This window comes from Sandarakinorhabdus sp. FBCC-B8862 (assembly GCF_059745315.1).
Map to the genome: position 1 here is coordinate 1,693,410 of NZ_CM185574.1, position 12,176 is coordinate 1,705,585.

The 12,176-nt window shown below is 67.9% G+C and carries 11 protein-coding genes; 7 read left to right on the plus strand and 4 right to left on the minus strand.

Annotation, left to right across the window (positions count from 1 at the left end):
* Positions 1-144: 144 nt before the first annotated feature.
* Entirely contained in the window at positions 145-792 is a 648-nt protein-coding gene (locus tag AC6BOR_RS08270; RefSeq protein WP_498058007.1) for a hypothetical protein, read from the minus strand.
* A 98-nt stretch (positions 793-890) separates the two neighbouring features.
* On the opposite strand from AC6BOR_RS08270, the gene AC6BOR_RS08275 reads away from it, so the two are divergent.
* A complete protein-coding gene (locus tag AC6BOR_RS08275) occupies positions 891-1,406 on the plus strand; it encodes a TetR/AcrR family transcriptional regulator (RefSeq protein WP_498058008.1) in 516 nt (171 codons plus the stop codon).
* Here AC6BOR_RS08275 and AC6BOR_RS08280 read toward each other — a convergent pair.
* Positions 1,400-2,773 (minus strand): glutamate--cysteine ligase, encoded by a 1,374-nt coding sequence (locus AC6BOR_RS08280; protein ID WP_498058009.1) that lies wholly within the window; start codon positions 2,771-2,773, stop codon positions 1,400-1,402. The genes AC6BOR_RS08275 and AC6BOR_RS08280 overlap by 7 nt on opposite strands.
* A 155-nt stretch (positions 2,774-2,928) precedes the next feature.
* Between AC6BOR_RS08280 and AC6BOR_RS08285 the strand changes: the two genes are divergently transcribed.
* The 3 genes from AC6BOR_RS08285 (at position 2,929) to AC6BOR_RS08295 (ending at position 7,207) form a co-directional block, all read left to right on the plus strand.
* On the plus strand, positions 2,929-3,084 hold the full coding sequence (locus AC6BOR_RS08285) for a hypothetical protein (protein ID WP_498058010.1): 156 nt from the start codon (positions 2,929-2,931) through the stop codon (positions 3,082-3,084).
* Between the two features lie 74 nt (positions 3,085-3,158).
* Positions 3,159-4,904: an N-acyl-D-amino-acid deacylase family protein gene (locus tag AC6BOR_RS08290; protein ID WP_498058011.1), complete on the plus strand. Its 1,746-nt coding sequence runs from the start codon at positions 3,159-3,161 to the stop codon at positions 4,902-4,904.
* Positions 4,901-7,207 carry a penicillin acylase family protein gene (locus AC6BOR_RS08295; RefSeq protein ID WP_498058012.1) on the plus strand — a complete coding sequence of 769 codons (2,307 nt, stop codon included), beginning with the start codon at positions 4,901-4,903 and terminating at the stop codon, positions 7,205-7,207. Before AC6BOR_RS08290 ends, AC6BOR_RS08295 begins: the two co-directional genes overlap by 4 nt.
* On the opposite strand, the gene AC6BOR_RS08300 is transcribed toward AC6BOR_RS08295, so the two are convergent.
* The gene (locus tag AC6BOR_RS08300) at positions 7,188-8,102 is read right to left on the minus strand and encodes a c-type cytochrome (RefSeq protein ID WP_498058013.1); all 915 of its coding nucleotides are present in this window, start codon (positions 8,100-8,102) and stop codon (positions 7,188-7,190) included. The two genes, AC6BOR_RS08295 and AC6BOR_RS08300, sit on opposite strands and share 20 nt — an antisense overlap.
* A 15-nt stretch (positions 8,103-8,117) precedes the next feature.
* Positions 8,118-8,849 (minus strand): 16S rRNA (uracil(1498)-N(3))-methyltransferase, encoded by a 732-nt coding sequence (locus AC6BOR_RS08305; RefSeq protein ID WP_498058014.1) that lies wholly within the window; start codon positions 8,847-8,849, stop codon positions 8,118-8,120.
* Here AC6BOR_RS08305 and ubiA point away from each other — a divergent pair.
* The 3 genes from ubiA to AC6BOR_RS08320 all read left to right on the plus strand — a co-directional run bounded on the left by ubiA (position 8,848) and on the right by AC6BOR_RS08320 (position 12,159).
* A complete protein-coding gene (ubiA, locus tag AC6BOR_RS08310; protein ID WP_498058015.1) occupies positions 8,848-9,780 on the plus strand; it encodes a 4-hydroxybenzoate octaprenyltransferase in 933 nt (310 codons plus the stop codon). The genes AC6BOR_RS08305 and ubiA overlap by 2 nt on opposite strands.
* Before the next feature lie 203 nt (positions 9,781-9,983).
* Complete coding sequence (locus AC6BOR_RS08315; protein WP_498058016.1) at positions 9,984-11,330, plus strand: TldD/PmbA family protein; 1,347 nt, start codon at positions 9,984-9,986, stop codon at positions 11,328-11,330.
* 10 nt (positions 11,331-11,340) lie between these two features.
* Entirely contained in the window at positions 11,341-12,159 is an 819-nt protein-coding gene (locus AC6BOR_RS08320; protein ID WP_498058017.1) for an inositol monophosphatase family protein, read from the plus strand.
* The last annotated feature ends 17 nt before the right edge of the window (positions 12,160-12,176 follow it).

Sequence of the window (12,176 nt, forward strand, 5' to 3'; positions counted from 1 at the left end):
CGCAATGCAGCAAGAGCCATAGTTCCTCCCCAATGGTCAACGTCTGGCGTCTTTCCGACATAGGCGCGCCCGATCGTGACCAGCGCAGTTTCTGGCCAAAATGAACTAATGGCAAGGGTGGATTTTCAGGCCAGGATCGGGCCGTTACAACCGGCCGCGCCACAGCAGAACGCCAGCCGCTGCGGCCCAGATTGCCTGGGCCAGGACCACTGCCCCAAAGCCGATCACATCCAGCGGCAACAGCCCCAGTCCGCCGGCCATCGGCACCAGCACCAGCGGCAATGCCAGCAGGGCAAGGGGGCGATGCCGAGGCCACACCGCCAGCGCCCAAAGCGCCAGCGCCACGGCCCACGCAGCCGTGCCGATCTGGGCCCAGGCCCGCGCTTGGGCAAACAGCGCCCACAGCAGCGGCCGGTATTGTTCGGGCGCGGTGTAACCGGCCGCCAGCATGGATTGTGCCATCGGCGACAATGTGAAGCCGTTGATCACAGCCGCACCTGCAAGGGCCAGCGCCCCGGCCAGTTGCGCGACAAACGCCCCCTGCACCACCAGTCGCTGCGGTCCCAACCGGCTGGCAAGCCCGGCCTGGCCGATCAACTGGGCCAGCATCACCGCCAGCAACGCAGCGTGGACCACCATGGCCAGCGGGGCGATATTGGCCAGGCTTTCCAGCAGGGTGCGGCCATGGCCGTGGCCGGTCGGGTGGTGCGCCATGCCGAACACCGACAGGGCGGCAGCACCGATCAGCAGCGCGGCAGTGGCACGGCGGCTGTAGGGGTTGGGGCTGGTCATCGGGTGGTCTCCACTGGCAATTGGTCGCCCTGCCTAGCCGGCGGGACTTGACCATTCAGCGAACACCAGGGCAAATTTGTCCGGTAATGGACAAATTGATGAAACTGTCTCGTAATATCGCGTCACCGGACCGGCGCCAGCAGCGCACGCGCGCAGCCCTGCTGGCAGCGTTCCGCGATCTGATGTTTGCCGAACGCTATGACCGGATCGATGTGGCTGCCGTGTGTGCGCGTGCCAATGTTGGCCGCTCCACCTTCTATGCGCATTTTGCCGGCAAGGATGCGCTGCTGGCGGCATCGATGCAGCCGCTGCTCGATGTGCTGGCCGGGGTCGCGGCATCCGGCGATGATGCCAATCTGTACTGGCTGCTGGCGCATTTCTGGGAGCAGCGGCGCCATGGCCGCCTGGTGTTTGCCCCACCGTTGCGCCGGGTGCTGGAACGCGCCCTGATCGAGGCCATCGCGGCCCGGCTGGGCCCTGAACGCCGGTTGGCGGCGCTGCAGATCGCCGCTGCACAGTTGGCCGCAGTCGATGCATGGCTGACAGGCGCGATCAGTGCCGCACCGGCCGACATGGCGGCGCAACTGGCCGCCACGCACCGCCTGGCTCAATAGGCCTCGGTTTCGTAGATGCGGCTGATGTCGCCACCCCAGGCGCCGTTGTAGAGGGCGAGCAGACGATCGGCATTGGTCTGGCCGCTGGCGACAATCTCGCGCAGCGGATTGAGGAAGCCCTGCTCGGTATCGCCGGCGCTGTTGAGCATGCGGCGCGCGGCAAGGCCGGCATCGGCGATCTTCAGCACCTCGCGGCCCAGATCCTGCAGCGTGCCGCCGTTGGGGCTGGCGGCGCCCAGCGCCAGCGCCGGCACTTCGCGGCGCAGCCGGTCGTGATCAGCGGGCGTCCAGTGCTTCACCAGATCCCAGGCGGAATCCAGCGCGGCCTGGTCATAGAGCAGGCCGACCCACAGCGCCGGCAGCGCACAGATGCGATCCCAGCGCCCGCCATCGGCGCCGCGCATCTCCAGATAGGATTTCATGCGCACTTCGGGGAAGGCGGTGGAGAGATGGTCCTTCCAGTCACCCACGCGCGGCTTTTCGCCGGGGAGGACCGACAATTTGCCGGCGAGGAAATCGCGGAAGCTGAGCCCGGCCGCATCGATATATTTGCCGTCGCGGTAGACAAAATACATCGGCACATCGAGGGCATAATCGGCATAGCGTTCAAAGCCGAAGCCATCTTCGAACACGAAGGGCAGCGTGCCGGTACGGGCCGGATCGGTGTCGGTCCAGATATGGCTGCGGAAGCTCTTGAAGCCGTTGGGCTTGCCTTCGGTGAAGGGCGAATTGGCGAACAGCGCCGTGGCCAGCGGCTGCAGCGCCATCGACACGCGGAATTTCTGCACCATGTCCGCCTCTGACGCATAGTCGAGGTTGGTCTGGATCGTGCAGGTGCGCAGCATCATGTCGAGCCCCAGGCTGCCGACACGCGGCATGTGGCGCAGCATGATGTCATAACGGCCCTTGGGCATGATCGGCAGCTCGGCCCGCGTCTTGTCGGGCCAGAAGCCCAGGCCCAGGAAGCCCAGGCCCAGCTCGGCGCCAATCTCGCGGCACTGTTTCAGGTGCCGGTTGGATTCGGCGCAGGTCTGGTGCAGATGTTCGAGCGGCGCGCCCGACAGTTCGAACTGGCCGGCCGGTTCCAGGCTGATGTTGCCGTCGGCACCCTTGAGCGCGATGACATTCCCGCCTTCGAGGATCGGTTCCCAGCCATAGCGGGTCATCGCCATCAACAGATCGCGGATGCCGCCCGGTTCGGCATAGGACGGGGCGCGATGATCCTCGGTGCGGAACACGATCTTCTCGTGCTCCGTGCCGATGCGCCAGGCATCACGCGGCTTCGCCCCGTCGGCAAAGACGGCGATCAGCTGATCCCGCGTTTCGATGATTTCGTCGTCGCCCGCGGCGGTGACCTTGTTGCTCATGCCCTGCGCCTTAAACCCGTTGCCGGTTACGTGCAATCAAGCCGCCGGGTTACAGGCCGATGACAGATGTATATGGCCGAACTTCAAGGTTTCCCTTGCCATTTTGTCATGCATCACCACATTGCGCCGCGATGCTACCCCGCCCGCCTGTTTCATTGCTGCTGATTCTGGCCGCGCTGGCGCTCGGCAGCTGCGGCGTGGAAAATGCGCAACCGGCCCCGGCGGTGGATCAGGACCAGTGGGGCCACCTGCCGCCCGATCCGGACCGGCCGCAACAGACCGAAGCACCGCCAACGGCCCCGCCGGGCTGACCCTCGCCAATAGGCCGGTTTGACCGGGCGCGCATAACTGGCATCCTCCCGGCCATCCTGGGGAGGAATTTCCGATGCATGATCTGGTCATCCGTGGCGGCACCATTGTTGATGGCAGCGGGCAGCCGCGCTTTGTGGGCGATATTGCCATTGATGGCGGGCGCATCACCGCCGTGGGCCGGGTGGCAGCGCCGGGGCGGGAGGAGATTGATGCCGCCGGCCTGATCGTGACCCCAGGGTTTGTTGACATCCACACCCATTATGACGGGCAGGCGACCTGGGATTCGGAAATGGCGCCGTCGAGCTGGCACGGTGTCACCACCGTGGTGATGGGCAATTGCGGTGTGGGCTTTGCGCCGGCCAAGCCGGAAAAGCACCAGTGGCTGATCGGCCTGATGGAGGGGGTGGAGGATATCCCCGGCACCGCACTGGCCGAAGGCATGACCTGGGATTGGGAGAGCTTCCCCGAATATCTGGATGCGCTGGAAAAGCGCCCGCGTACCATCGATGTCGCCACCCATGTGCCGCATGGCGCCGTGCGCGCCTATGTGATGGGCGAACGCGGCGCGCGCAACGAGAAGCCGACGGCGGATGACATCGCGCGCATGGCCGAGATTGTCGCCGAAGGCGTGAAGGCCGGGGCATTGGGCTTTTCGACCAGCCGCACCATCCTGCACAAGTCGATCGATGGCGAACTGGTGCCCGGCACCACGGCCGAGAAGGACGAGCTGATCGCCATCGGCCGCGCCATGGGCCAGGTGGGCCATGGCGTGTTCGAAATGGCGAGCGACCTGAAGCGCGAGTGGGACGAATTTGGCTGGATGGCCGAGATGAGCCGGGAAACCGGCCTGCCGGTCACCTTCGCCATGTTGCAATCCATCGCCAAGGAGCTGCCGTGGGACGAGCAGATGGCCGAGACCGCGCGCGCCAATGCGGAAGGCGCCAACATCGTCGCCCAGATCGCCATACGCGGCAACGGCATATTGATGGCCTGGCGCGGCACCGTGCACCCGTTCAAATTCCGGCCAAGCTGGCAGGCGATCGAGGCGCTGCCATGGGCCGAGCAATGGGCGCATCTGACCGATCCGGCCTTCAAGGCGAAGCTGCTGGCGGAGGAGAATGTCTGGCCCGAAACCGATGTACTGCCGCTGCTGATGGCGGTCGCGCTGGGCTGGCAGCTGCAATATGAAATGACCGACGCCTTCAATTATGAGCCGACGCAGGCCGAGACGATCTGGGCGATGGCCAAGGCAGCGGGCAAGGACCCGGCCGAATATGCCTATGACCTGCTGTGCCGGGGTGATGGCAGCGGCTTCATCTATTTCCCCGTCCTCAACTATGCCGATGGCAATCTCGATTTCGTCCATGGCCTGCTGCACCGGGATGACGTGGTCATCTCCCTGTCGGACGGTGGCGCCCATTGCGGCACCATCTGCGATGCCGCCAGCCCGACCTATCTGCTGCAGCATTGGGTGCGCGACCGGGCGCGCGGCACGGTGGCGCTGGAAAACGCCATCCGGCGCCAATGCCATGACACAGCGAAGCTCTATGGCCTCAACGATCGCGGGGTGATCGCGCCAGGCTATCTGGCCGATTTCAACATCATCGATCTGGATCGGTTGCAGCTGGGCAAGCCGTGGCTGGCCTTTGACCTGCCGGCCGGCGGCAAGCGGCTGCTGCAGCGGGCCGATGGTTATGTTGCCACCATCAAGAATGGTGTCGTCACTTTCCGCGACGGGCAGATGACCGGCGCCCTGCCAGGCGGCCTGATCCGCGGCCCACAGCCGGCGCCGGCCAGCGCGGCGATGGCGGCCGAATGATGCGCGCCATCGTTGCAGCCCTGCTGCTCGCCACCACGGCCAGCGCGCAGGAGCCACCGCCCGGGGCGTTCAGCGAGGCGCGGCAGCTGCCCGGCCTGTCGGCCCCCGGTGAGATCGTGATCGATCGCGCCGGCATCCCGCACATCTATGCCGCCAACGCCCGCGACGGGTTTTTCCTGCAGGGCTATGCCGTGGCGCGCGACCGGCTGTGGCAGATCGATCTGTGGCGCAAGCGCGGGCTGGGCCGGCTGTCGGCCAGCTTTGGCCCCGCCTATGTCGCGCAGGACCGGGCGGCGCGGCTGTTCCTCTATCGCGGCGACATGGCCGCCGAATGGGCGGCCTACCCGACTGGTGCGAAGGGTTGGACCGAGGGGTTCGTCGCCGGCATCAACGCCTTCATCGCCGAGGTGGAGGCCGGCCAGGCACCGCTGCCGCTGGAGTTCAAGGCCACCGGCACCAGGCCGGAGCGGTGGCAGGCCGATGATGTGGTGCGCATCCGGTCCAACGCGTTGACCAGCAACCTCGCCAGCGAGGTGGCCCGCGCCCGCGCCCTGTGTGGCGGCGACCTTCGCTATGAACCGCTGCGCCGCACCATCGAACCGGCCCGCCCGGTCACCATTCCCAAGGGCCTCGATCCGTGCAGCATTCCCGAAGCCGTGCTCGATGATTACACGCTGGGCACCGGCGATGTGCGCTTTGATGGCGGCAAGCTGGTGCTGGCCGGGCTTGATCCAGACAACCGCGAGGGATCGAACAATTGGGTGATCGGGCCGAGCAAATCCGCCACCGGCCGGCCGATCCTGGCCAATGATCCGCACCGCGCCCATAGCATCCCCAACCTGCGCTATCTCTCCCACATCGACACGCCGGAGCTGAAAATCGCCGGGGCGGGGGAGCCGGCGCTGCCGGGTGTGAGCTTTGGCCATAACGAGGATGCCGCCTGGGCGATCACCATCTTTGCCATCGACCAACAGGATCTGGTGGTGAACCCCAGGGGCTTGAAGCTCACCGAGCTGCACGAAACCATTGACGTGAAGGGCGAAGCCGCGCGCGACGTGGTGCTGAAGTTCAGCGCGGATGGCCCGATCATCCATGAAGACCCGGTGAGCGGCCGCAGCTTTGCCCTGCGCGCCACCTGGGACCGGCCCGGCGCTTCGGCCTATTTCAACGCCAGCTGGGCCTGGTCGGCCAAAAGCTGGGAGGATTTCCTGGTCGCCCGCAACCATTGGGGCGCGCCGCCGCTCAACCTGATGTTTGCCAATCGCGGGGGCGATATCGGCTGGGCGCCGGGCGGCTTCGTGCCGGTGCGCGCCGCTGGCGACGGCCTGCTGCCGGTGCCGTCCGGCAAGGCCCACCGCTGGACCGGCCTGCTCGACCCGGCACTGATGCCGGTGAAGTTCAACCCCGCCGAAGGCTGGATCGCCACCGCCAACGAGATGAACATGCCGGCCGGCTATCCGCATCTGCTCGGCCTCGATAGCTGGGCCGACCGCAGCCGCATCACCCGCATTTCCGAAGTGATTGCCGGCAAGGCCAAATTCGGCATCACCGATGCCATGGCGCTGCAGAATGATCCGACCTCGCCGATGGCGCGCCGGGCGGTGGCGCTGCTCGCCGGGCTGGTGGGCCGCAGCGACGATGAACGCGGCGCGCTGGCGCTGCTGGCCGGCTGGGACGGGCATGAAGGGCCGGACTCGGCCGCGGCGGCCCTGTATGAACTCTGGGCCGCCCGCCATTTGCCGGCCGCCGCCGTTGGCCAGATCGTGCCGGCAGCCATGCAGGCGCGTTTTGGCCGCACCGGCATCGCCTCTGTGCTGCCGGTGCTGGAAGAGGCCAGGCTGGTCACGCCCGATCAGCGCAGCGCCATCCTGCTCGATTCATTGGGCAAGGCCTTTGCCGACGCGCGCAGCCGCCTCGGCCCGGATCCAGCCGCCTGGCGCTGGGGCGCCCTGCACCGCGCCGATTTCGTGCCGGCGCTGGCCATAGCCGGCCGCGACGCCGAACGCCGCGTCGGCCCGCTGCCCATCGGCGGCAGCGGCTCCACCCCCATGGCGATGAGCCCGGCCAATGCCCCGGCTGGCGAATTCCGCGTCTCGGCCGGCGCTTCGGTGCGGTTGGTGATGGATGTCGGCCAATGGGACAATTCGATGGCGATCAACACGCCCGGCCAGTCCGGCGACCCGGCCAGCCCGCATTATCGCGACATGTTCCCGCGCTGGGCAACCGGGAATTACTTCCCCTTCGCCTGGAGCCGGGCCAAGGTGCTGAGCCAGGCGGAGCGGATCATTTCGGTGACGCCCTAGCGCCATCGGCTAGCCACGCCGCGACGGCGACCATCTGGTCCATGTCGAGCTGATCGGCCACGGCCTGCATCGGCTCCGCCCCGGCATCATTGCGGGCGCGGGATTTGAAGGCCAGCAGCTGGCGCAGGATATAGCTGGGCGAACGGCCGGGGCCCCAGCCGTTCATCTGTTCGGCATGGCATTCGATGCAACCCATTTCGGCCGCAACGGCACGGCCTCTGGCGATGCTGCCCGGCGGCACGAAGGCGGTGAACGTCGTGCGCGGATCGCGCTTTTCGAACGCTTCGATGTCGTCGGGCACTTCGATGATGCGGCCGGCGATGGCCTCCTCGGCCCCGGGCTGGCGGGCAAGGATGAAGCCCAGCGGCACCGTGGGCGGCACGGTGGCGCGTTCGATCACGGTCACGCGCGATGTGAAGGGCTGGCGGCTGAACCAGCGCGCCGCAAGGGCAATCTCGGCCTCGCTGGCGTGCTGGATGGTGGTGCGCATCGCGGTGCTGGGGAACCAGCCTTCGCGCGCTGCTGTTCGAGTGCCGGTGCGAAAGGCTTCGGTCTGCTCGATGATATAATCCTCCGCCAATCCGGCAAGCGAGGCGTTTTCCGGCCGGCCGTCGCCATGCGGCAAGTGACAGAAACCGCAGGCATATTCGCCGGGTTGGGCATTCTCGCGGACGAAGGCCGGCACCGGATTGGCGGCATCGGGGAACCAGTCCACCGCCCGTTCCGGCGTGCGCAAATCGCGTTCCTTGAGGGTGACGGCCGATCCCGGCACGGTCACCGGCGCATCCGGGTTGGCTGCGGCAGGGCGTGGGCCTGGGGGCGCCGGATAGAGCCAATCGGGGGTTGCCACGGCGGCCGCAGCAGCAGCGATGGCCAGACCCAGTAGCAGTTTCAACGGCTTGCCTCCCCTTCAATGCCCGTTCAACGCCTGCCACACCGCCACCGCGGCCAGCGCGGCGGTTTCGGCGCGCAGGATGTTGGCGCCAAGGCTGACCGGCACGGTGGCCGGATGGGCGCGGATGGCGTCGCGTTCCGGGGCGGTGAAGCCGCCTTCCGGGCCGATCAGGATGGCGGCCGGCGCCGGCGCGTTGGCCCGGGCCAAGGGCGTACCACCCTGTTCATCGGCAAAGATCAGGGCGCGGCCCGCCGGCCAATCGCGCAGCAGCCGGTCGAGCGTGACCGGTTCGGGCAGATCGGGCAGGGCGGTGCGGCCGGATTGTTCTGCCGCTTCAACCAGATGCGCCTGCAGCCGGTCGCGGTTCGGCTTGTCCACCACCGTGCGGGCGGTGGTGACGAGTTGCAGTCGGGCGACGCCCAGTTCGCAGGCCTTTTCCACCAGCCAGTCGATGCGGCCCTTTTTCAACGGCGCGGCGCAGAGCCAGAGATCGGACACCGACTGCTGCGGCGCGCTCTGCCATTCGGCGGCCAGCGTCACCGCCTTTTTCGCCACCGCCGTCACCCGCGCTGCCCATTCGCCGTCGCGGCCGTTGAACAGGCGGACCAGATCGCCGGGCTGGCGGCGCATCACATTGGCAAGATAGTGGGATTGTGGCTGGTCCAGCGTGATGGCGGTGCCGGCGGCCAGCGCATCGGTGACGAACAGCCGCGGCGTGGTTGACAAACGGGGCGCTTCTTCGCTCATGGGCCCCGTGGTTACGCCCCCTGCCCCGATAACACCAGATGCCGTGAAGGGCTGGATTGATTGGCTGCCGACGCGGGTGCAGGATTATGCCCGGCTGGCGCGGATGGACCGGCCGGCGGGGACCTGGCTGCTGTTCTGGCCGTGCGTCGCCGGGCTGGCGCTGGCCGGCGGGATTTCCCACAAGCCCTTGTTATTGCTGTGGTTCGGCCTTGGCAGCCTGGCCATGCGGGGTGCCGGCTGCGTGTGGAACGACATTGTGGACCGCGATCTCGATGCCCAGGTGGAGCGCACCCGCCTGCGGCCGGTGGCGGCGGGCCGGGTATCAGTGAAGGCGGCGCTGGCCTTTGCCGTGGCACTGTCGCTGATCGGCCTCATCGTGCTGCTGCAGCTGCGCACAACCGCACAACTGGTTGCACTGGCAAGCCTTTTTCCAGTTGCGGCCTATCCCTTCATGAAGCGCATCACCTGGTGGCCGCAGGCCTGGTTGGGCCTCACCTTCAATTGGGGGGCGCTGGTTGGCTGGGCGGCGGTGGCGCCGATCACCGATCCCGCCCAGTCACTGCCAGGCTGGCTGCTGTGGGCGGGCGGCATCGCCTGGACCCTGGGTTATGACACCATCTATGCCCTGCAGGATATCGAGGATGATGCGCTGGCCGGCATCAAGAGTTCGGCGCGGGCGCTGGGCGGCAGGGCGCGGGCCGGTGTGGCGCTGTTTTACGCCATCGCGTTGATCTTGTGGGCAATTTCGTTCTATCTGGTGGCCGCGCAACCGCTGGCGGTGGCCGCGTTGCTGCCGCTGGTGGCACATTTTGGCTGGCAGGTGGCAAGATTGGCGGATCCGGTGCCCGAAACCGCGCTCACCCTGTTCCGCGCCAACCGGTGGGCCGGTGCGTTGCTGGCGGCGGCTTGCGCGGCGGTGGGCCTGGCCTGAGGCCAGAGATGGCTGCGGGGCCGGACCGGATTGGTCACGACCCCGCGCTGCACCCTGTTGTGGCCCCGGCTGGCCCACCCGTCACCGGCGCCCGACCCTGGCATGCTTATGCCCGATCCAACGCCGGCTGAATTGCACGAAAGCGACAAAAGCGCGCGTGAATAGGCCGTGACACCGGCCCTGCCCGTCCCTACATCTTGGTCATGCTCTCCCCCGATGATGCCCTGAACCGGCTTGATGCCGCCCTTGCCGCCGCCAAGCGCGCCGGCGCCGATGCTGCCGATGCGCTCTACGTCGGCGATGGTTCCACCTCGGTCTCGGTCCGGCTGGGCCAGCTGGAGGATGTTGGCCGCTCCGAAGGCGAGGAGGTGGGCATCCGTGTGTTTGTCGGCAACCGGTCGGCCAGTGTTTCCTCCTCCGATCTGTCGGCCGCTGCCCTCACCGAAGCCGCGGAGCGGGCGGTGATGATGGCGCGGCTGGCGCCCGATGATCCCTTCGCCGGCCTGGCCCCGGCCGATCGTCTGGCCAGCGGGCCGTTTGCCGATCTCGACATTGATGATCCGGCCGAGCCCAGTTCGGCCGAGCTGAAGGCCCGCGCGCTGGCGGCCGAGGATGCGGCGCGCGCCGTGCCGGGCGTGACCAACAGCGAGGGCGGCGGCGCTTCGGCCGGCGTTGTGGTGATGGCGCTGGCCACCTCCACCGGCTTTCGCGGCGCCAAGCGTTCCACCAGCCACGGCACCTCCGCCTCGGTGGTGGCCGGCAGCGGCGGCGACATGCAGCGCGATTATGCCTGGCACAGCGCCCGCCACCTCGCCGATCTGGAATCGCCCGACATCATCGGCGCGCGGGCCGGCCAACGGGCTGTCAGCCGGCTGAACCCGATCAAGCTGAATTCGGGCGCCATGCCGGTGCTGTTTGATCCGCGCATCGCCACCTCGCTGCTGGGCCATCTCGCCGGCGCCATCACCGGCAGCGCGATTGCCCGCGGCACCAGTTTCCTGAAGGACAAGCTTGGCCAGCGCATCCTGCCGGCCGGCATCCACATCATCGATGATCCGTTGCGCCTGCGCGGCCTGCGCAGCCGCGCCTTTGATGGCGAAGGGCTGGCGACGCGCCGCACCGCCATCATCGAAGATGGCGTGCTGACCACCTGGCTGCTCGATTCGGCCAGCGCGCGCCAGCTGGGCCTGGAGCCCACCGGCCATGCCAGCCGCGGCACGTCGGGCCCGCCCGGTGCCGGCACCACCAATCTGCACCTGGAAGGCGGCACGCTGACCCCGGCCGAGCTGATGGCCGACATCAAACAGGGCGTGCTGGTCACCGAACTGATCGGCATGGGTGTCAACGGCCTGACCGGCGATTACAGCCGGGGCGCCAGCGGCTTCCTGATCGAAAATGGCGCGATCACCCGGCCGGTGGCGGAAATCACCATCGCCGGCAATCTGATCGACATGTTTGCCCGCCTGGTGGCGGCCAATGATCTGGCCTTCCGCCACGCCAGCAACGCGCCCACCCTGCGCATTGATGGCATGATGGTGGCAGGCAGTTGAGGGCTGGCAGTTGAGCGAACGCGCCGCTGACCTGGCCCTCGCCGCCGAGATTGCCGGCAATGCCGCCACCATCGCCATGGGCCATTTCGGCCGCACGGGAAAAAGCTGGGCCAAGGCCGACGGCAGCCCGGTGAGCGAGGCAGACATGGCGGTGAACGCCTATCTGAAGGGCGTGATCGCCGCCGCCCGGCCCGATGATGGCTGGCTGTCGGAAGAATGTGCCGACACCGCAACCCGGCTGGACAAGCGGCGGCTGTGGGTGGTCGATCCCATCGACGGCACCCGCGATTTCCTGCGCGGCCGCAGCGGCTGGGCGGTTTCGGTGGCGCTGGTGGAGGATGGCGCGGTGCGCGTTGCCGTGCTGGCCGCCCCGGCGCAGCAGCGGCTCTATGCCGCCAGTGCTGGCGAAGGCGCGACGCTGAACGGCCGGCGTTTGCAGGTGTCGGGCCTGGCCACGCTGGAGGGGGTGCGCCTGCCGATCGATCCGCCCAACCTCAATGCCAGTTTCTGGCCTTCGCCCTGGCCGGGCACCGCCGTGGCCAAACCCAACAGCCTGGCGCTGCGCATGGCGATGCTGGCCGCCGACGAGGCCGATGCCTGGATGGAGGGGCGCAGCGTGGCGGAATGGGATGTGGCCGCCGCCAGCCTGATCCTGACCGAAGCCGGCGGCAGCGTGACCGACCGCCACGGCAAGCCCTTGCGCTTCAACCAGCCGCAGCCACTGGTGCACGGGCTGGCGGCGGCCACCCCTGCCCTGCACCCGCACGTGCTGGGCCGGCTGGACCATGCCCTGAAGGCGCTGGCCGCCCGGCGGCGGGCGGTTGCCTGAAACGCCCGTTGGCGGGC

Excerpts from the sequence above, each read along its gene's own strand:
- AC6BOR_RS08270 (WP_498058007.1), bottom strand. The coding sequence starts at position 792 with ATGACCAGCCCCAACCCCTACAGCCGCCGTGCCACTGCCGCGCTGCTG.
- AC6BOR_RS08275 (WP_498058008.1), top strand. The coding sequence starts at position 891 with ATGAAACTGTCTCGTAATATCGCGTCACCGGACCGGCGCCAGCAGCGC.
- AC6BOR_RS08280 (WP_498058009.1), bottom strand. The coding sequence starts at position 2,773 with ATGAGCAACAAGGTCACCGCCGCGGGCGACGACGAAATCATCGAAACG.
- AC6BOR_RS08290 (WP_498058011.1), top strand. The coding sequence starts at position 3,159 with ATGCATGATCTGGTCATCCGTGGCGGCACCATTGTTGATGGCAGCGGG.
- AC6BOR_RS08295 (WP_498058012.1), top strand. The coding sequence starts at position 4,901 with ATGATGCGCGCCATCGTTGCAGCCCTGCTGCTCGCCACCACGGCCAGC.
- ubiA (WP_498058015.1), top strand. The coding sequence starts at position 8,848 with ATGGGCCCCGTGGTTACGCCCCCTGCCCCGATAACACCAGATGCCGTG.
- AC6BOR_RS08305 (WP_498058014.1), bottom strand. The coding sequence starts at position 8,849 with ATGAGCGAAGAAGCGCCCCGTTTGTCAACCACGCCGCGGCTGTTCGTC.
- AC6BOR_RS08315 (WP_498058016.1), top strand. The coding sequence starts at position 9,984 with ATGCTCTCCCCCGATGATGCCCTGAACCGGCTTGATGCCGCCCTTGCC.